This window comes from Dietzia sp. DQ12-76 (assembly GCF_014145045.1).
Classification (GTDB): Bacteria; Actinomycetota; Actinomycetes; order Mycobacteriales; family Mycobacteriaceae; genus Dietzia.
Window position 1 is genome coordinate 1 of record NZ_JAALDV010000030.1, and the last position, 18,676, is coordinate 18,676.

The following is an 18,676-nucleotide window of genomic DNA, read 5'->3' on the forward strand; positions in this document are numbered from 1 at the left end:
AGGTCCCGCGTCGAGGAGGCACGCGAGAACGCGCGCCTGGTCGGCATCCACCGGGCAACTGCACAGGGCGGCGAGGAACGCCAGCTGGTGGTCGGACCCCGTCTCCGATTCCCGGGCCGCCGTGAGCATCGCGGCGGAGAACTCGGGCCACCCGGTGGCGGCCGCCCAGTCCGGGTGGGCGTACCTCGCCAGCGCGGTCTGAGCTTGGGCGAGCACGCGCTGGACCACCCCGATGTGGGGCTCTCGCGGGGCCGCGCGGGTGACCACCTCGACGAACCGGCGAGCCGGAAGCCGGGCGTCCCGGGTCATCTCCCACAGCGCGGACCAACACAGGGTGCGGGCGAGGGAATCCGTCACGTCCTCGATCGACCCCAGAACGGTGTCGAGCGAGCGTTCGTCGAGCCGCACCGAGCAGTACGTCAGGTCCGCGTCGTTGGGCAGGATCACGTCGGGCACGGGGAGCCCGGCCATCTCCGGGACGGTCGTGCGCTCGGCGTCGACGTCCAATTCGGCGAACGTGGTCCGGACCAGTGCCCCCGACTCATCACGGCTGTAGAGACCCACGCCGAGGCGGTGGGTGCGCAGTTCCCCGTCACCGGGGGCGGCCGGTCCCTGGACCACGGTCAGTTCCGAGATCGTCCCCGGGGTGTCGGCGGCGGTGCTCACCTCCGCGGAGATCGGGTTGATGCCGGTGGTCCGCAACCACTGGGCGGCCCAGTCGGACAGGTCGCGACCGGAGGACGCCTCGAGGGCCCGCAGGAGATCGCCGAACTCGGCGTTGCCGAAGGCGTGCTCGGCGAAGTAGGCGCGTAGGCCCGCCAGGAACGGCTCGCGCCCCACATACGCCACCAGCTGTTTGAGCACGGATGCGCCCTTGGCGTAGGTGATCCCGTCGAAGTTCGCCTCGACAGTCTCCAGGTCCGTCATGTCGGCCGCGACGGGGTGGGTGGAGGGCAGTTGGTCCTGCCGGTACGCCCACGCCTTCTCGACGTTGGCGAAGGTGGTCCAGGCGTCGGTGTACTGCGTGGCGTCGACCTGGGCGAGGACGGAGGCGAAGGTCGCGAACGACTCGTTGAGCCACAGGTCGTCCCACCACCGCATGGTCACCAGGTCGCCGAACCACATGTGGGCCATCTCGTGCAGGATCGTCTCGTTGCGGCGTTCGTAGCGGTATCCGGTGACGCGGGAGCGGAAGACGTAGTCCTCGAGGAACGTCACCGCACCGGCGTTCTCCATGGCACCCGCGTTGAACTCGGGTACGAAGATCTGGTCGTACTTGCCGAAGGCGTACGGCATGCCGAACTCGCGGTGGTAGAAACCGAAACCCTCCTTGGTCTCGGCGAACAGCCGGTCGGCGTCGAGGTGCTCGGCGAGCGACCCCCGGCACAGCAGGCGTAGAGGAATGGTCCCGTGCTCGTCGGTGTAGGAGTCCTCCGCCACGTGGTACGGGCCGGCGATCAGGGCCACCAGGTAGGTCGAGAGGACCTCCGTCTGCTCGAATCGGTGAACGACCGCTCCCGACCCGCCAGGGGACTCGGTGGCCGGGGTGTTGGACACCACGACCCAGGAGGCGGGGGCCGTGACGGTCAGCGTGTAGCGCGCCTTGAGGTCGGGTTGGTCGAAGCAGGCGAACACCCGTTTGGCGTCGGCGGTCTGGAACTGCGTGTAGAGATAGACCTCCCCGTCCACGGGATCGACCATGCGGTGCAGGCCCTCGCCGGTGGAGGTGTACGCCAGATCGGCGTCCACGATGAGCTCGTTGGTCTCCTGCAGATCGGGCAGCGTCAGCCCCACCTCGTCGTCGTACTCCCCGTTCTCGAGGGTCAGCCCGTTCAACGTCACCGACCGGATCCGCGCCGACCTCAGGTCGATGAACGTCTCCGCCCCGGGCCGAGAACGGGTGAACCGGACGACCGTGCGGGACCGGAACATCCCGCTTCCCGGCCCGCCGGAGCCGTCGGTGAGGTCCAGGTCCACCTCGTAGGTATCCACGTCGATCAGCTCCGCCCTGGCGGCGGCGTCGGAACGGGTGAGATTGAGCGAGCGCATCGGGAGGTCCTCGGTTCCTGGGCGTGAGTGGTGGCCCCAGTCCTACCACCCGGGGCGGGGTGGCAGTCGGCGACCCTGACGAGGAGGATGGGGCCATGACATCCTCCGATTCCACCGCCCGCCGTTCCGTCGACTTCTGGTTCGACCCCCTGTGCCCCTTCGCGTGGGTCACCAGCCGCTGGATCCTCGAGGTGCAGAAGGTCCGCGACATCGATCTGACGTGGAACGTGATGAGCCTGTCCGTCCTCAACGACGGCCGCGACCTGCCGGAGGAATACCTCGAGCACATGCGGCTCGGCTGGGGCCCGGTCCGCGTGGCGATCGCCGCCGCGCAGCGTCACGGTCAGGAGGTCCTGGGCCGGTTGTACACCGAGCTCGGCACCCGCATCCACGATCAGGGCCGGGGGATCGACGACCCCACCGTGATCACCGAGGCGCTCGAGGCCGCCGGACTGGACGCGGGCCTCGCCGCCGCGGCGGCGACCGATGAGTACGACGACGAGCTGCGCGCCTCGCACCACCGCGGCATGGACCCGGTGGGCGACGAGGTCGGCACCCCGGTCGTTCACGTGGACGGCGTGGCCTTCTTCGGACCCGTGCTCACACGCATCCCGCGCGGCGAGGAGGCGGGCAAGGTGTTCGACGGCGCGGCCCTGCTCGCCGGATATCCCTACTTCTTCGAGCTCAAGCGCAGCCGCACCGAGTCCCCACGGTTCGACTGAAGGCCCGGGGGTGCGGCGGGTGCCGAGCGTGGCAGAATCGCCGCCATGCGCATCTACCTGGGAGCGGACCACGCCGGCTTCGAGACCAAGAACGTCATCGCCGAGCACCTGACGGCCTCCGGCCACGAGGTGGTCGACTGCGGTGCCCACACCTACGACGCCGAGGACGACTACCCGGCCTTCTGCATCGACGCGGCTCGCAAGGTCGTCGCGGACCCGGGCAGCCTCGGGATCGTGCTGGGCGGATCCGGCAACGGCGAGCAGATCGCGGCCAACAAGGTCCCCGGCGCCCGCTGCGCACTGGCGTGGAGCGTCGAGACCGCCCGCCTGGCCCGCGAGCACAACAACGCGCAGTTGATCGGTATCGGCGGGCGGATGCACTCTCAGGAGGAGGCGCTGGCGATCGTCGACGCGTTCCTCGACCAGAGCTGGTCGGAGGCCGAGCGTCACCAGAGGCGCATCGACATCCTCGCCGAGTACGAGCGCACCCACGAGGCCCCGCCGGTCCCCGGCGCCTGAGTTCCAGTGCCTGAGGGGCACACACTCCACCGGCTGGCCCGCCTGCACACCGAGTACTTCGCAGGCGGGCCGGTCCGCGTCTCGAGCCCACAGGGGCGGTTCGCCGACCACGTCGTCGTCGACGGGCGCTACTTCGACCGCGCCACGGCCGTCGGCAAGCACCTCTTCCACCACTACGAGGGCGGCGTCGCCGTCCACATCCACCTCGGGCTCTACGGGTTCTTCGACACGCACCTGGTGCCGCAGGGGGAACAGCCCCCGGCACCGGTCGGTCAGGTGCGGATGCGGGTCGGCTCGGTCCGCGACGAGGCGGTCGGCGCGGGGTCGCAAGCAGAGGACGGGCCGGTGCACTGCGTGGACCTCCGCGGGCCCACAAGGTGCGAGGTCATCGACGAGGCGGGCGTGGCCGAGGTCCGAGGCCGTCTGGGCCCCGATCCGTTGGATCCCGACGCCGATCCCGAGTCGGCCTGGATGCGCATCTCCCGCAGTGCGCGGCCGATAGGTGCGCTGCTCATGGACCAGAAGGTCCTGGCCGGAGTCGGGAACGTCTACCGCGCCGAGGTGCTGTTCCGGCACGGTATCGACCCGTTCCGCGCCGGCTCGCGGCTAACGGAGGGCGAGTTCCGCGCGATCTGGGGCGACCTGGCGCAGTTGATGGAGGTGGGGGTGGAGACCGGCGCCATCCACACGATCCGCCCGGAGCACGACCACGGGGACGTGCCCCGACGTGGTGCCGACCGACCGCGCAACTACGTCTATCAACGGGACGGCTGGCAGTGCCGGGTGTGCCGCGACGAGATCGCCCTGCAGACGTTGGAGGCGCGGACCCTCTTCTGGTGTCCGACCTGCCAGCATTCTGGTGTCCGACCTGCCAGCCGGGACGGCCGCGCTGAACCCGTCGCCGAGTCGCAGCCGCGGGCGGGCGGGTCAGCCGGTTAGCGGGCGACCATTTCGCAGCCGCACGTCGCGACGGCGTCTCGCGGGTACCGAAGTGCCTGCGAGACGCCATGCCGAGGGGCGGCTGGGATCTGATCGAACAGGTGCTACCGCGAGACGCCATTACGAGGAGCGGCTGGGATCTGATCGAACAGGCGCTACCGCGAGACGCCATCCTCGGGAGCGCCGGGAGGGCGTCGCGAGTCGTCGTGTGGAGCGGGCGACGGGAATCGAACCCGCGTAGCCTGCTTGGAAGGCAGGGGCTTTACCATTAAGCTACGCCCGCGTCGGCGGCTGACCTGGAGTTTCCCCCGGGGCTCGCTCGCGCGGTGATCACACTACCGGACCGGTGCGGTACCCCCAACTCCCGGCCCGCCAACGCGGAATCTGCCGTGATGCGGCACTGTCGTACACTGGCCGAGTTGGTTTGGCGGCCCGGCAGGTTCTCCGCGTGCGGCGCGGGCGGTCGGTCGCGCGACTCACCGGGATGTGGCGCAGCTTGGTAGCGCATCCGCTTTGGGAGCGGAGGGTCGCAGGTTCGAATCCTGTCATCCCGACCAGCGGAGCCCGAAATACGAATCCCACACGACTTTCCTAGGAGATCATCACCGTGAAGAGCACTGTCGAGCAGCTGAACCCGACCCGGGTCAAGGTCACGGTGGAGGTGCCGTTCGCGGAGCTCGAGCCGGACTTCGCCAAGGCTTACAAGTCGCTCGCCGGCCAGGTCAACATCGCCGGCTTCCGACCGGGTAAGGCCCCCGCCAAGCTCCTCGAGGCGCGGATCGGCCGCCCGGCGGTGCTGGAGCAGGTCATCAACGACATGATCCCGACCCGCTACGGCCAGGCCGTCGACGAACACGACCTCAAGGTCCTGGCCCAGCCGGAGATCGAGGTGACGAAGCTCGAGGACGGCGACGTCGTGGAGTTCACCGCCGAGGTGGACGTGCGCCCGGAGATCACCCTGCCCGCCTACTCGGAGCTGGCGGTCACCGTCGAGGCCCCGGCCGCCGACGACGCGGCGGTGGAGACGGAGCTCGACAACCTCCGCGCCCGCTTCGGCACCCTCAAGGGCGTCGAGCGTGGTGCCGAGAAGGGTGACTTCCTCTCGGTGGACCTCGCCGCCACCGTCGACGGTGAGCCGGTCGAGGACGCCTCGACCGAGGGTCTGTCCTACGAGCTCGGCTCCGGCACGCTCATCGAAGGACTCGACGACGCGGCCGAGGGCCTCAAGGCCGGCGAGTCCAAGGAGTTCACCTCGTCCCTCGTCGCGGGCGAGCACGCGGGCAAGGAGGCGGTCATCACCGTGACCGTCCAGTCCGTCAAGGAGCGCGAGCTGCCCGACGCCGACGACGAGTTCGCCCAGATGGCCAGCGAGTTCGACACCCTCGACGAGCTCAAGGCCGACCTCACGGAGAAGGTGGCGCAGCAGACCAGGGCCGGCCTCGCGGGCGAGATCCGCGACAAGGTCCTGGACGCCTTGATCGAGGCCACCGACATCCCGACTCCCGAGTCCCTGGTCGAGTCCGAGGCGCACGCGCAGATGCACCAGCTCATCGACCAGTTCGGTGGGGACCCGGCGATCCTCGACCAGGCGCTGGCCGCCGAGGGCACGGACCGCGAGACCTTCGAGGCGGAGACCCGCGAGGGCGCCGCGCGCGCCATCCGCAGCCAACTCCTGCTCGACGCCGTGGCCGAGGAGGCCTCGACCGAGGTCTCGCAGGAGGAGCTCACGCAGCACATCATGTTCCAGGCCCAGCGCTATGGCATGGACCCGAACCAGTTCGTGCAGCAGATCCAGCAGGCCGGCCAGCTCGGCTCGCTGTTCTCCGACGTGCGCCGTTCCAAGGCGCTGGCGGACGTCATCGTCCAGGCCAACGTCACGGACACCGAGGGCAACACGGTCGACACGACCGAGTTCTTCGGGTCTCGCGAGGAGGACTCCGCCGACTCCGCCGACTCCGCCGAGTCCACCGACGCCGCGGACACCGACGGCAAGGGCGACGACGCCTGACGGTCCTCACCTGCACCACCCCCGGAGCCGGGGGCCACCTCACGGTGGTCCCCGGCTCCGTCGTTCGCGGTGGCAGTGCACCCGGTACCCGCGGTGGCGGCCGCGGACGCCGACGCCGACGCCGACGCTGAGAGCGAACACCCGCCCCGTCGGGACGGTTCGGCCGTGGGCGTTGGTTACTGTTTGACGTAACGGATACCCGGCCGCCGGTCGGTCGGGCACCGCGGGAGCGGTGAGACGATCAGCGAAGGTAGGTACCCCGTGGCCCAGAACGGTTCAGCGGCACAGCCCGGTTCGACGCAGCCCGCCCTCAGCTCGCCCGGATCCCATGGGCTGACCCTCGGCGACTCGGTGTACGAGCGTCTCCTGCAGGAGCGGATCATCTTCCTGGGTTCCCAGGTGGACGACGACATCTCCAACCGCCTCTGCGCGCAGATCCTGCTGCTCGCGGCGGAGGATCCCACCCGCGACATCGCCATGTACATCAACTCGCCCGGTGGTTCGGTCACGGCCGGGATGGCGATCTACGACACGATGCAGTTCGTCGAGTGTGACGTGGCGACCTACGGCATGGGTCTGGCCGCCTCGATGGGGCAGTTCCTGCTCACCGCCGGCACCAAGGGCAAGCGGTACGCGCTGCCGCACGCCAAGATCATGATGCACCAGCCCTCCGCCGGAGTCGGCGGCTCGGCCGCCGACATCGCGATCCAGGCCGAGCAGTTCGCCGCCACCAAGCGCGAGATGGCCGAGCTCATCGCCTTCCACACCGGCCAGTCCTTCGAGCAGGTCACCGAGGACTCGGACCGCGACCGGTGGTTCAGCGCGGAGGAGGCCAAGGAGTACGGGTTCGTCGATCACGTGATCGCCCGTGCCTCCCAGACCGGAGGGACCTCGCCGTCGTGATCATCGACCCCGTCGCCCACGGGAGCGCTCCCGCAGCCCAGCCCGCCCCGCACACCACCACGGAGTCACCGATGACCTCACTGCCGACCTCGCGCTACATCCTCCCGTCCTTCGTCGAGCACTCGAGCTACGGCGTCAAGGAGTCCAACCCGTACAACAAGCTCTTCGAAGAGCGGATCATCTTCCTGGGCACCCAGGTCGACGACGCCTCGGCGAACGACATCATGGCCCAGCTCCTCGTCCTCGAGGGCCAGGATCCGGACCGCGACATCACGATGTACATCAACTCGCCGGGCGGCTCCTTCACCTCGCTCATGGCGATCTACGACACGATGCAGTACGTGCGTCCCGACATCGTGACGGTGTGCCTGGGGCAGGCGGCTTCGGCCGCCGCGGTCCTGCTCGCGGCGGGCACCAAGGGCAAGCGGGCCGCGTTGCCCAACGCCCGCATCCTCATCCACCAGCCCGCCACCGGCGGGATCCAGGGGCAGGTCTCGGACCTGGAGATCCAGGCCGCGGAGATCGAGCGCATGCGTCGTCTCATGGAGACCACCCTGGCGCGGCACACCGGTCGCGATGCGGACCAGATCCGAAAGGACACCGACCGGGACAAGATCCTCACGGCCGCCGAGGCAAAGGACTACGGGATCATCGACACCGTGTTCGACTACCGCAAACTGTCGTCGACCAACTGACGCCCGGGCGGCGCGCCGTGGAGGGTTGCGGTGCGCCGTCAGGTCCAATGAACCTCATCGCGCGAGGGGTCGGAATTGTCGTCCCTCCCGCGTACCGTCGACTACGGGGTGTGAATCCGGACCCCTGGAATGCGAGGACGTAGAACTCATGGCACGTGTGGGCGAGAGCGGCGACCTGTTGAAGTGTTCTTTCTGTGGAAAGAGCCAGAAGCAGGTCAAGAAGCTGATCGCCGGTCCGGGGGTCTACATCTGCGACGAGTGCATCGAGCTGTGCAACGAGATCATCGAGTCCGAGGTCGAGGACTCGCAGGAATCAGCGCTCGACGAGCTGCCCAAGCCGGCGGAGATCCACGCCTTCCTCGACGAGTACGTGGTGGGGCAGGACGCGGCCAAGCGCAACCTCGCGGTGGCCGTCTACAACCACTACAAGCGCATCCGCGTGGGGGCCTCGCTCGGCCGCGGTGACGCGGTGGAACTGGCCAAGTCCAACATTCTCATGCTGGGGCCGACCGGGTGTGGCAAGACGTATCTCGCCCAGACGCTGGCCAAGATGCTCAACGTCCCGTTCGCGATCGCCGACGCCACCGCGCTGACCGAGGCGGGATACGTCGGCGAGGACGTGGAGAACATCCTCCTCAAACTCATCCAGGCCGCGGACTACGACACCAAGCGCGCCGAGATGGGCATCATCTACATCGACGAGGTCGACAAGATCGCCCGCAAGGCCGAGAATCCGTCGATCACCCGCGACGTGTCCGGCGAGGGTGTCCAGCAGGCGCTGCTGAAGATCCTCGAGGGCACGCAGGCGTCAGTGCCGCCGCAGGGTGGTCGCAAGCACCCGCATCAGGAGTTCATCCAGATCGACACGTCCAACGTGTTGTTCATCGTCGCCGGGGCATTCCAGGGTCTGGAGAAGATCGTCGGTGACCGCGTGGGCCGCAAAGGGATGGGCTTCGGGGCCGAGGTCGCCAGCAAGACGAGCCTCGACACGACGGAGAACTTCAGCGAGGTCATGCCGGAGGACCTGGTGAAGTACGGGCTGATTCCCGAGTTCATCGGTCGCCTCCCGGTCGTGGCGACCGTGACGAGCCTGGACCGCGAGGCGCTGGTCAACATCCTCAGCGAGCCCAAGAACGCGCTCGTCAAGCAGTACGCCCGGCTGTTCGAGATGGACGGCGTCGAGCTGGAGTTCACCCAGGACGCCCTCGAGGCCGTGGCCGACCAGGCGATCCTGCGGGGCACCGGCGCCCGCGGGCTGCGTGCCATCATGGAGGAGGTTCTCCTCCCGGTCATGTACGACATCCCCGGACGGGATGACGTGGCGCGCGTGGTGGTCACCGGCGAGACGGTGCGGCACAACGTGCTGCCGACGATCGTCCCCTTCTCCGAGTCCGAGCCCCGGGAGAAGTCGGCCTAGGCTGCACCGGGTCGGGTCAGGCTCAGACGCGTTCGAAGACGGCGGCCAGCCCCTGACCGCCGCCGATGCACATCGTCTCCAGCCCCCACTGGGCATCGCGTCGCACCATCTCGCGGGAGAGTGTGGTGAGCATCCGGGCGCCGGTCGCTCCGACGGGGTGGCCGAGCGAGATCCCTGAGCCGTGGGGGTTGAGGTGCTCCGAGGCGGGATCGATGTCCCACTCCCGCATGACGGACAGCGCCTGGGCGGCGAAGGCCTCGTTGAGCTCGATCACGTCGATGTCAGTCAGGGTGAGTCCGAGCGCGTGGAGGGCCTTGGCGGTGGCGGGAACGGGGCCGATGCCCATGGTCTCCGGCGCCACACCCGCAACGGCCCACGAGGCGAGACGGACGAGCGGGGTGAGCCCGAGGGCGGACGCCCTGTCGGCTGTGGTGACGATGCACATCGCGGCGCCGTCGTTCTGTCCTGAGGCGTTGCCGGCGGTGACGGTGGCCTCGGGGTCGGTCCGGCTCATGATCGCCCGGAGGCCCGAGAGGGCCTCGACCGAGGTGTCGGCGCGGGGGTGCTCGTCGGTGTCGACGACGAGGTCGGCGCCCCTGCGCTGCGGGACGGTGACGGGAACGATCTCCTCGGCGAACACCCCCGACATCTGGGCGGCGACCGCGCGCTGATGGGACTGCACGGCCAGCCGGTCCTGTTCCTCCCGGCTGATGCCGTACTCGCGGCGGAGGTTCTCGGCGGTCTCGATCATCCCCCCGTCGACGATGTGGGAGCGGCCACCGACCGTGGTGCGGGCGCGACCGAGGCGATCGACCAGGGAGACTCCATCGCCGGAGATGCCCCAGCGGGGCGAGGGCGTGGCGTAGAACTCCACCTGGCTCATCGATTCGACTCCGCCGGTGATGACGAGGTCCGCCCCGCCTGAGGCCACCTGCAGGGCGCCGGTGATCACCGCCTGCAGGCCCGAGCCGCAGCGCCGGTCCAGCTGCATCCCGGGCACCTCGACGCCGAGCGGGGAGTCGAGGGCCGCGATCCGACCTATGGCGGGGCCCTCGCCGCCCGGTGAACCCTGGCCCAGGATCACGTCGTCGACGTCGGCCCCGGTCAGGCCGGTGCGCTCGACGAGCGTCGTGAGCAGCGAGGTCGCCAGGGCGTTCGCGTCCAGCTCACGGAAGACCCCGCCGAAACGTCCGACCGGGGTGCGGAGCGGGTGGCAGATGACGATGTCGCGCATGGGTTCTCCTCATGGTGGCCGGCGGTGCCGAGAGCTCTCCGTCCTCCGCCGTCACGCGGTGGCGTGCGTGGACAGGTGCGAGCGGAGGACCGCGGTCACGCGGTCGGGAATCTCCACGGTGGGAACGTGGGCGGCGGGGGACAGGGTCAGGAACTCGGCGCCCGGGATCCCGGCGGCGAGTTCGCGGACCACGTCGGGCGGTGTGGAGGGGTCCTCGTCCCCGGCGATCACCAGGGTGGGGCAGGTGATCCGGCCGAGGTCGGCGCGCCCGTCCCAGCCCGACAGCGCGTCACAGGCCGCGCCGTACCCCTCGGCGCTGGTCGCCAGGATCATCTCGCGGACAGAATCCACCAGTGCGGGGTCCTGTCGGGCGCGACTGGGGGTAATCCACCTCGCCACCACCGCGTCGGCGACGGCACCGGTTCCGCCGTCGCGGACGGCGGCAGCCCGCTCGACCCATGCCGAGGGCTCACCGAACCTCGCGGCCGTGCACAGCAGGGCCGCGGACCCGACCCTGGTGGGCTCGTGGACAGCGAGCCACTGGGCCAGGGCTCCTCCCAGGGAGAGTCCGACCACGTGGAAGCGGTCCACGCCGAGGGTGTCGAGCAGAGCCAGGACGTCGCCGGCGAGGTCGGCGATCGTGCACGGCCCCGGGATCACGTCTGAGCCGCCGTGGCCACGGTGGTCGACAGCGATCACGGTGTGGTCCCGGGCCAGGTCGCGCACCTGGGCGTCCCACATCGACCGGTCCGAACCGAGGGACCCGAGGAGGACGACGGCCGGGGCGTTCTCCGGCCGCGGGCCGCTGACCTGACAAGACAGGGTGGCGGGCATGGGGTGTGTCCTTTCCTGGGGGTCGGGGGACCGGTCGGGCCCGCGTGGCGTGTGGGACGCACGGTCCACCGTACGACGGGTGGGAGCTGCCGCGTCACACAAAGGCGGGCGAGGCCGACCCCCGGTCGGCTTCAGCCATCGACCACACCCCGCCGATTGCACACCGCCGATCGCATACCACTGGCGGGCCCCGGGGCGAACATCGGGTGTACGACGGCTCGGGCGGTCAACAGGGGGCACATTCCTCACTACTGTGGGGACCGACCCCGTCGTCGCCAGAGGAAGGTCCCTGCGTATGAGCTCCTCCGCCCCGGTCACCGTCACCGTCACCGGTGCCGCCGGAAAGATCGCCTACTCCCTGCTCTTCCGAGTGGCGTCCGGTCTGGTCTTCGGCCCCGACACCCCGGTCAGGCTGCGGTTGTTGGACGTCCCGACCGCGGTCGCCGCAGCCGAGGGGGTGGCGATGGAGATCGAGGACTGCGCTCTTCCGTTGGTCGATTCGATCGAGATCACCGACGACGCGGACGTCGCCTTCGACGGCGCCAATGCCGCCTTCCTCGTCGGAGCGATGCCTCGCGGCAAGGGCATGGAGCGGTCAGACCTGCTGACCGCCAACGGTGCCATCTTCCGCGACCAGGGCCGCTCGATCAACGACGGGGCCGCCGACGACATCCGCGTGGTGGTGGTGGGCAACCCCGCCAACACCAACGCCTACATCGCTCACCGGCACGCCCCGGACGTCCCGGCCGGCCGCTTCACCGCCCTCATGCGGCTGGACCACAACCGGGCGCTGAGTCAGCTCGCCGCCCGCCTGGGCGCCCCCGTCGCCGAACTCGACGGGGTCGTGGTGTGGGGCAACCACTCGGCCACCCAGTTCCCGGACGTCTCCTATCTCACCCGCGCGGGTGAACCCGTGACCGCGGGACTCGAGCGCGAGTGGTTGACCGACACCTTCATCCCGCGGGTCGCGAACCGGGGTTCCGAGATCATCGCCGTGCGGGGTTCGTCGTCGGCCGCCTCGGCCGCGGGTGCCGCCGTCGATCAGATGCACGACTGGGTGCACGGCACCCCGGGGGAGAGCTGGACCACGGTGGCGCTGCCCTCCGAGGGGCACTACGGCACGGTCCCGGGTGTGGTCACCGGGTTGCCGTGCCGCAGCCGTGGCGGGGAATGGAAGGTGGTCGAGGGTCTCGAGATCGACGATTTCCAACGCGCGCGCATCGACGCCTCGGTGGCCGAACTGGTCTCCGAGCGCGACGCCGTGCACGCCCTCAACCTGACGGACTGACCCCGGGGGGCGGGGTCCGGCCCGCGTGTGCGGGACCCCGGTGCGGACGGCCTACGATGGTCGGGTGACGACAGCAGCGACTCCCGGCCCCGAGAACAACCGCGCGGATCTGCTCCCCGCCTCCTGGAACCCCGGCGAGGTCGAGTCCGAGCTGTATCAGCGTTGGGTCGAGGCCGGTTATTTCGAGGCCGACCCCTCCAGCGACAAACCCGCGTACTCGGTGGTTCTCCCGCCGCCCAACGTCACCGGAAACCTGCACATGGGGCACGCACTCGACCACACGCTCATGGACGTGCTCACGCGCCGCAAGCGCATGCAGGGCTTCGAGGTGCTGTGGCTTCCGGGCATGGACCACGCCGGGATCGCCACCCAGACCCTCGTGGACCGCAAGCTCCGCGCCGAGGGGATCGACCGCCACGAGATCGGGCGAGAGGCGTTCATCGGACGAGTCTGGGAGTGGAAGCGTGAGTCCGGCGGGACCATCGGCGAGCAGATGCGGCGGCTCGGCGACGGCGTCGACTGGTCGCGTGAGCGGTTCACCCTGGACGAGGGACTGTCCCGCGCGGTGCAGACCATCTTCAAAGAGCTCTACGACCGGGGGCTCATCTACCGCGCCGAGCGGCTGGTCAACTGGTCGCCCACACTCCAGACCGCGATCTCGGACATCGAGGTCAAGTACGCGGATGTCGAGGGCGAGCTGGTGAGCTTCCGCTACGGCTCGATGGACGACTCGCAGCCGCACCTCGTGGTGGCCACGACCCGGCTCGAGACGATGCTGGGCGACACGGCGATCGCCGTGCACCCGGAGGACCCGCGGTACGCCCACCTCGTGGGCACCGAGATCGAGCACCCGTTCCGCGACGGGTGGACCCTGCGCGTCGTGGCGGACGACCACGTCGATCCCGAGTTCGGGACGGGGGCCGTCAAGGTCACGCCCGCGCACGACCCCAACGACTTCGCGATCGGCCAGCGCCACGGGCTGGCGATGCCCACGATCATGGACGCGGCCGGCCGCATCGCCGACACGGGGACCCGCTACGACGGGATGGACCGGTTCGAGGCGCGCAGGGTGATCCGCGAGGACCTCGCCGCCGAGGGCCGGATCGTCAAGGAGGTGCGCCCGTACCTGCACTCCGTCGGACACTCGGAGCGATCCGGTGAGCCGATCGAGCCCCGGCTGTCCCTGCAGTGGTGGGTCAGGGTCGAGGAACTGGCCCGGATGGCGGGAGACGCCGTGCGAGACGGTGACACGGTGATCCACCCGAAGAGTCAGGAACCGCGCTGGTTCGACTGGGTCGACGACATGCACGACTGGTGCATCTCCCGCCAGCTGTGGTGGGGCCACCGCATCCCCATCTGGTACGGGCCGGGCGGCGAGGTGGTCTGCGTGGGCGTGGGCGAGGAGCCGCCAGCCGGCTACACGCAGGACACGGACGTGCTCGACACGTGGTTCTCCTCCGGACTGTGGCCGTTCTCGACCATGGGCTGGCCCGACCGGACCGCGGACCTCGAGCGGTTCTACCCCACGTCCGTGCTGGTGACCGGGTACGACATCCTGTTCTTCTGGGTGGCCCGGATGATGATGTTCGGCACCTTCGTGGGTCGCACCCTGACCGGCGACAGGGCCGCCCCGGGCACGGTTCCGTTCACCGACGTGTTCCTCCACGGGCTCGTCCGCGACGAGCACGGCCAGAAGATGTCCAAGTCCAAGGGCAACGGCATCGACCCGCTCGACTGGGTCGACCGTTTCGGCGCCGACGCCCTGCGCTTCACCCTGGCCCGGGGTGCGAACCCGGGTGGCGACCTGTCCGTGGGCGACGACTCCGCCCAGGCCTCGCGCAACTTCGCCACCAAGCTCTTCAACGCCACGCGGTTCGCGCTGATGAACGGCGCGAGGGTGGGCGAGCTCCCGGCGGAGGTCGCGCTCACCGACGCTGATCGCTGGATCCTCCAGCGCCTCGGCGAGGTGCGGGTCTCCGTCGACGACGCGCTGGACCGCTACGAGTTCTCCAAGGCCTGCGAGGCCCTGTACCACTTCGCATGGGACGAGCTGTGCGACTGGTACCTGGAGCTGGCCAAGGTCCAGTTCGGCAGCGACGACGAGGCGCGCGGGTCCGAGCGGGCCGATCACACGCGGCTCGTGCTGGGACACGTTCTCGACGTGGTGCTGCGGATGCTGCATCCCGTCATCCCGTTCGTCACCGAGGTGCTGTGGACGGCCCTGACCGGACGCGACTCGGTGGTGGTCGCGGACTGGCCCTCCGACGTGGCCCCGGCAGAGGGGGCCACGGAGTCCGTGCGCCGGGTGGCCGACGCCCAGACCCTCGTCACCGAGATCCGCCGCTTCCGCTCCGACCAGGGACTCAAGCCCGGCCAGCGGGTGCCCGCGCGCGTCACCGGGGTCGACCGGGCGGATCTGCCCGCCGACCTGCTCGACCAGGTGGCCTCGCTCGCGCGGATCACCCCGGCCGGGGACGACTTCACCGCCACCGCCTCGTTGGAGGTCCGGCTGGGGCTGTCCACTGTGGGGGTCGAGATCGACACTTCCGGCACCATCGACCTGGCCGCCGAGCGTCGACGCCTGGAGAAGGACCTCGCGGCCGCGCGCAAGGAGCTGGAGACCACCGGCGCCAAGCTGGGCAACGAGGCGTTCCTCGGCAAGGCTCCCGACCACGTGGTGGACAAGATCCGCGCGCGCCGGGATCTCGCCGAAAACGAGGTCAGCCGGATCTCCGCCCGACTCGAGGGCCTCCCGGCCGGGAGCACCGCCTGATGGCGGATCATCGGTGGCTCGAGCCCCACGACCCGGACGAGGGCTGGGACACCCCCACCGAGGAGGACGTCGCCGAGTTGCTCGGCGAGGAGGGCCTGGTCTCCGGGGTCTCCCTCGGCGGACCGCTGCCCGGTGACGAGGACGGCGAGGACCGCCAGGAGCCGCGCCCGATCCCGGAGGTCGGCAGCCCCGAGTGGCAGGCCGACACCGCCGAGCTCGCGGCGGTCGAGGAGGAACTGGCCACCCGGTGGCCGGAGACCCGCCTCGAACCGAGCCTGGACCGGATCGCGGAGCTCACCGGTGTCCTCGGGGATCCGCAGCACGCCTATCCGGTCGTCCACGTGGCGGGGACCAACGGCAAGACCTCGGTCACCCGGATGATCGACGCCCTCCTGCGGGCACTGCACCAGCGCACCGGGCGCAACACCAGCCCGCACCTCCAGACCGTCACCGAGCGCATCGCCCTGGACGGCGAGCCCGTCCCGGCGCGTCTGTTCGTGGACACCTACCGCGAGCTGCAGCCGTATCTGGAACTGGTGGACCAGCGGTCCGAGTCCGGCGGCGGTCCCCGGATGAGCTACTTCGAGGTGCTCACCGCGATGGCCTTCGCGGCCTTCGCCGACGCCCCGGTCGACGTGGCCGTGGTGGAGACCGGCATGGGCGGGACCTGGGACGCCACCAACGTGGTGCGGCCGGCCGTCGCCGTCGTCACCCCGATCGGCCTGGACCACACCGACTACCTCGGCGACGACCTGGCGACCATCGCGGGGGAGAAGGCGGGGATCATCCAGCCCGTGGCCGGGGACGATCTGCTCCCGAGGGACCCGGTGGCGGTGATCGGCCGGCAGGAGCCCGAGGCGATGGAGGTGCTGCTGCGTCGGGCGGTCGAGGTGGGCGCGGTGGTGGCGCGTCTCGGCTCGGAGTTCGACGTGGTCGAGCGTCGCCTGGCGGTGGGCGGACAGCAGCTCACCCTGCGCGGTCTCGGGGGCGAGTACCCGGAGGTGTTCCTCCCGCTGTTCGGCGAGCACCAGGCCGAGAACGCCGCCACCGCGCTGGCCGCCGTCGAGGCGTTCTTCGGAGCGGGCCCGGACAGGTCGCTTGACCCCGAGCTCATCCGCGCCGGATTCGCCGCCGTGGACAACCCTGGCCGGCTCGAGCGCCTCAGCTCGAGCCCGACGGTGCTGGTGGACGCCGCGCATAACGGACACGGCGGGGGCGCACTCGCCGAGGCGGTCACCTCCGAGTTCGACTTCCGACGTCTCGTCGCCGTGGTCGCGATGCTCGACGGCAAGGACGCCGACGCCTTCCTCGCGGCCATCGAGCCGGTGGTCGACGAGGTCGTCGTCACGAGGACCGGATCGCCGCGGGCGATGGCGCTCGAGGACCTCGCGCGCATCGCCGAGGACCGGTTCACCGCCCAGCGGGTCCACGTGGTGGACACCCTGCCCGAGGCGATCAGCGCCGCGCTGGACCTGGTGGGGGTTCCCGACCCGACCGCCGACGACGACGTCTCCGGAGTCGGCGTGCTCGTCACGGGGTCGGTGTTGACCGCGGGGGCCGCCCGCAGCTTGTTCGGAAAGGACGCACAGTGACCGACACCGGTTCCGTCGATCCGGGGGCCACGGCCCACGAACCCTCGGTGGATCCGTGGAAGGGCCTGCGGGGGATCATGGCCGGGACACTGATCCTCGAGGCCATCGTGATCGGACTGGTGCTCACGGTGATCGCCCGGGTTGACGACGGAGAGCACTTCCAACCCTGGAAGGTGTGGTTCGTCAGCCTCCTGGCGGTGGCGATGGTCGTGGCCAGTGGTCTGCAGCGGCGGCCCTGGGCGATCCCGATGAACCTCACTCTCGCCGGACTGGCGGTGGCCGGGTGGGCCGTCCACTGGTCGATGGGGGTATGCGGTCTGATGTTCGCGGCGGTGTGGGCGTACATCCTCTATCTTCGGCGGGACCTGTCCCGGAGGATGGCTGCCGGTTACCTCCCCAGCCAACACGACTGACGGGATCCGGGTACTTGTAGCATTGCGGCCGTGACCGAGAGAACCTTCTTCCTCATCAAGCCCGACGGCGTCCAGCGAGGCCTGACCGGGACCATCCTCGCGCGAATCGAGGCCAAGGGCCTCAGGCTCGTGGCCATGGACATGCGCCACGTGCCCCAGGAGACCGCGGCCGAGCACTACGCCGAGCACTCCGAGCGTCCGTTCTACGGCGATCTGCTCGAGTTCATCACCTCCGGTCCGGTCGTGGCCGGTGTCGTCGAGGGCCCCCGCGCGATCGCCGCCTGGCGCCAGCTCGCCGGCGGGACCGACCCGGTGGACAAGGCCGCGCCCGGGTCCATCCGCGGCGACTTCGGGTTGGAGACCCAGTTCAACCTCGTCCACGGATCCGATTCCGAGGAGTCCGCGGCCCGCGAGATCGGACTGTGGTTCCCCGACCTCTGATCCGGGTTCCCCACCAGCGCCCGCGCTGAATGCGCCCGTCGGCCCCGTGTCCGGCGGGCGCATCTGTCTTCCCACCGCTCCCGCGCGGCAACGGATCGCCGGCGGGTGTGGGACAATGGCCGGAGCCCATATTCTTGGCGAGCGGACCACCAGTTCGCCCCGGATCGGGCGCCCGCCATCCGCGGGCCGGATCACACCGGAATCGCGGACCACAAGACACAGCCCCACCTGTGTGGGGCCCAGAGAGAAATGCCGACCCCGTGCGGCGGCGTGGGTCACCGGAGTTGTTCCGGTGACGTGATCGCGCCCGGAGTCCGGCCAGAGGAGACACGTGTCGGATTCGACCCTGACCATCGACGATCTCAACGCGCTCCCGGAGAAGATGCGCGCGCACGCCGCGGCCAAGGCCGTGGGTATGACCAGCAAGGAGTTCCTGGCCGCGATGGCCGGGATCGGCGTGGAGATCAGGAGCGCCCAGTCCGGCGTGACCCGCGAGGTGTTGCTCACCTGGTTCGCCGGCCGTGAGGACGGCGACGGGGCGGCACTCGCGGAGGCTCCCGCCGACCAGGGCGCCTCCGCTGAGACGGTCCCGGCCGATACAGCCCCCGCGAAGAAGGCGGGCGCCGGAAAGGCGCCGGCAAGAAAGTCCTCCGAGAAGAAGGCGCCGGCCAGAAAGTCGGCCGAGAAGAAGGCGCCGGCCGAGAAGTCTCCGGCGAGGAAGACTCGCACGTCCGCTGCGGGCGACGCGGCGACGGACCCGACAGTCGACGGTGACGCCGCGGGGCGGGCCACCAAGAAGACCGCCGCCGACGAGACCGCCGCCGACGAGACCGCCACCGACGCGACGTC

15 protein-coding genes, 2 tRNA genes and 1 pseudogene are annotated in these 18,676 nt (G+C 70.1%); 14 read left to right on the forward strand and 4 right to left on the reverse strand.

Annotated elements, in window-relative coordinates:
• Nucleotides 1–2,049 (reverse strand): aminopeptidase N (gene pepN, locus G6019_RS01480; protein WP_182626937.1); only part of this gene is annotated, 2,049 nt, incomplete at its 3' end.
• Nucleotides 2,050–2,144: 95 nt separating this feature from the next.
• On the opposite strand from pepN, the gene G6019_RS01485 reads away from it, so the two are divergent.
• Genes G6019_RS01485 through G6019_RS01495 form a run of 3 tightly spaced genes read left to right on the forward strand, consistent with a single transcriptional unit; the run spans nucleotide 2,145 to nucleotide 4,229 of the window.
• The gene (locus G6019_RS01485; RefSeq protein ID WP_182612490.1) at nucleotides 2,145–2,771 is read left to right on the forward strand and encodes a mycothiol-dependent nitroreductase Rv2466c family protein; all 627 of its coding nucleotides are present in this window, start codon (nucleotides 2,145–2,147) and stop codon (nucleotides 2,769–2,771) included.
• Between the two features lie 45 nt (nucleotides 2,772–2,816).
• Nucleotides 2,817–3,290, forward strand: a complete 474-nt coding sequence (locus tag G6019_RS01490; RefSeq protein WP_095718433.1) for a ribose-5-phosphate isomerase — start codon at nucleotides 2,817–2,819, stop codon at nucleotides 3,288–3,290.
• 6 nt (nucleotides 3,291–3,296) lie between these two features.
• Nucleotides 3,297–4,229, forward strand: a complete 933-nt coding sequence (locus tag G6019_RS01495) for an Fpg/Nei family DNA glycosylase (protein WP_309230118.1) — start codon at nucleotides 3,297–3,299, stop codon at nucleotides 4,227–4,229.
• 209 nt (nucleotides 4,230–4,438) lie between these two features.
• Here the strand turns inward: G6019_RS01495 and G6019_RS01500 are convergent.
• Nucleotides 4,439–4,512: transfer RNA gene (locus G6019_RS01500), tRNA-Gly, on the reverse strand.
• 197 nt (nucleotides 4,513–4,709) lie between these two features.
• On the opposite strand from G6019_RS01500, the gene G6019_RS01505 reads away from it, so the two are divergent.
• The 5 genes from G6019_RS01505 to clpX all read left to right on the forward strand — a co-directional run bounded on the left by G6019_RS01505 (nucleotide 4,710) and on the right by clpX (nucleotide 9,252).
• Nucleotides 4,710–4,786, forward strand: a tRNA-Pro gene (locus G6019_RS01505).
• Between the two features lie 50 nt (nucleotides 4,787–4,836).
• The gene (gene tig / locus G6019_RS01510; protein WP_182612488.1) at nucleotides 4,837–6,237 is read left to right on the forward strand and encodes a trigger factor; all 1,401 of its coding nucleotides are present in this window, start codon (nucleotides 4,837–4,839) and stop codon (nucleotides 6,235–6,237) included.
• A 261-nt stretch (nucleotides 6,238–6,498) separates the two neighbouring features.
• Nucleotides 6,499–7,140 carry an ATP-dependent Clp protease proteolytic subunit gene (locus G6019_RS01515; RefSeq protein ID WP_107756076.1) on the forward strand — a complete coding sequence of 214 codons (642 nt, stop codon included), beginning with the start codon at nucleotides 6,499–6,501 and terminating at the stop codon, nucleotides 7,138–7,140.
• Between the two features lie 71 nt (nucleotides 7,141–7,211).
• Nucleotides 7,212–7,835: an ATP-dependent Clp protease proteolytic subunit gene (locus G6019_RS01520; RefSeq protein ID WP_182612487.1), complete on the forward strand. Its 624-nt coding sequence runs from the start codon at nucleotides 7,212–7,214 to the stop codon at nucleotides 7,833–7,835.
• Between the two features lie 148 nt (nucleotides 7,836–7,983).
• Entirely contained in the window at nucleotides 7,984–9,252 is a 1,269-nt protein-coding gene (gene clpX / locus G6019_RS01525; RefSeq protein WP_107756077.1) for an ATP-dependent Clp protease ATP-binding subunit ClpX, read from the forward strand.
• 22 nt (nucleotides 9,253–9,274) lie between these two features.
• Here the strand turns inward: clpX and G6019_RS01530 are convergent, their stop codons facing one another.
• The gene (locus G6019_RS01530) at nucleotides 9,275–10,486 is read right to left on the reverse strand and encodes an acetyl-CoA C-acetyltransferase (protein ID WP_182612485.1); all 1,212 of its coding nucleotides are present in this window, start codon (nucleotides 10,484–10,486) and stop codon (nucleotides 9,275–9,277) included.
• A gap of 51 nt (nucleotides 10,487–10,537) precedes the next feature.
• Entirely contained in the window at nucleotides 10,538–11,320 is a 783-nt protein-coding gene (pcaD, locus tag G6019_RS01535) for a 3-oxoadipate enol-lactonase (protein WP_182612483.1), read from the reverse strand.
• Nucleotides 11,321–11,615: 295 nt separating this feature from the next.
• Here pcaD and G6019_RS01540 point away from each other — a divergent pair, with 295 nt between their 5' ends.
• The 6 genes and pseudogenes from G6019_RS01540 to G6019_RS17650 form a co-directional block, all read left to right on the forward strand.
• On the forward strand, nucleotides 11,616–12,608 hold the full coding sequence (locus G6019_RS01540) for a malate dehydrogenase (RefSeq protein WP_182612481.1): 993 nt from the start codon (nucleotides 11,616–11,618) through the stop codon (nucleotides 12,606–12,608).
• Between the two features lie 64 nt (nucleotides 12,609–12,672).
• Entirely contained in the window at nucleotides 12,673–15,381 is a 2,709-nt protein-coding gene (locus G6019_RS01545; protein WP_182612479.1) for a valine--tRNA ligase, read from the forward strand.
• Nucleotides 15,381–16,973, forward strand: coding sequence for a bifunctional tetrahydrofolate synthase/dihydrofolate synthase (gene folC / locus G6019_RS01550; RefSeq protein WP_182612477.1), 1,593 nt, complete (start codon nucleotides 15,381–15,383; stop codon nucleotides 16,971–16,973). The genes G6019_RS01545 and folC overlap by 1 nt, the downstream gene beginning before the upstream one ends.
• Nucleotides 16,970–17,386, forward strand: a complete 417-nt coding sequence (locus G6019_RS01555) for a DUF4233 domain-containing protein (RefSeq protein WP_107756081.1) — start codon at nucleotides 16,970–16,972, stop codon at nucleotides 17,384–17,386. The genes folC and G6019_RS01555 overlap by 4 nt, the downstream gene beginning before the upstream one ends.
• A 30-nt stretch (nucleotides 17,387–17,416) precedes the next feature.
• Nucleotides 17,417–17,827, forward strand: coding sequence for a nucleoside-diphosphate kinase (gene ndk, locus G6019_RS01560; protein WP_107756082.1), 411 nt, complete (start codon nucleotides 17,417–17,419; stop codon nucleotides 17,825–17,827).
• Between the two features lie 331 nt (nucleotides 17,828–18,158).
• A pseudogene (locus tag G6019_RS17650) lies at nucleotides 18,159–18,676 on the forward strand (ribonuclease E/G); the annotation flags it as partial.

Excerpts from the sequence above, each read along its gene's own strand:
- G6019_RS01485 (WP_182612490.1), top strand. The coding sequence starts at position 2,145 with ATGACATCCTCCGATTCCACCGCCCGCCGTTCCGTCGACTTCTGGTTC.
- G6019_RS01490 (WP_095718433.1), top strand. The coding sequence starts at position 2,817 with ATGCGCATCTACCTGGGAGCGGACCACGCCGGCTTCGAGACCAAGAAC.
- G6019_RS01520 (WP_182612487.1), top strand. The coding sequence starts at position 7,212 with ATGACCTCACTGCCGACCTCGCGCTACATCCTCCCGTCCTTCGTCGAG.
- clpX (WP_107756077.1), top strand. The coding sequence starts at position 7,984 with ATGGCACGTGTGGGCGAGAGCGGCGACCTGTTGAAGTGTTCTTTCTGT.
- G6019_RS01530 (WP_182612485.1), bottom strand. The coding sequence starts at position 10,486 with ATGCGCGACATCGTCATCTGCCACCCGCTCCGCACCCCGGTCGGACGT.
- pcaD (WP_182612483.1), bottom strand. The coding sequence starts at position 11,320 with ATGCCCGCCACCCTGTCTTGTCAGGTCAGCGGCCCGCGGCCGGAGAAC.
- G6019_RS01540 (WP_182612481.1), top strand. The coding sequence starts at position 11,616 with ATGAGCTCCTCCGCCCCGGTCACCGTCACCGTCACCGGTGCCGCCGGA.
- folC (WP_182612477.1), top strand. The coding sequence starts at position 15,381 with ATGGCGGATCATCGGTGGCTCGAGCCCCACGACCCGGACGAGGGCTGG.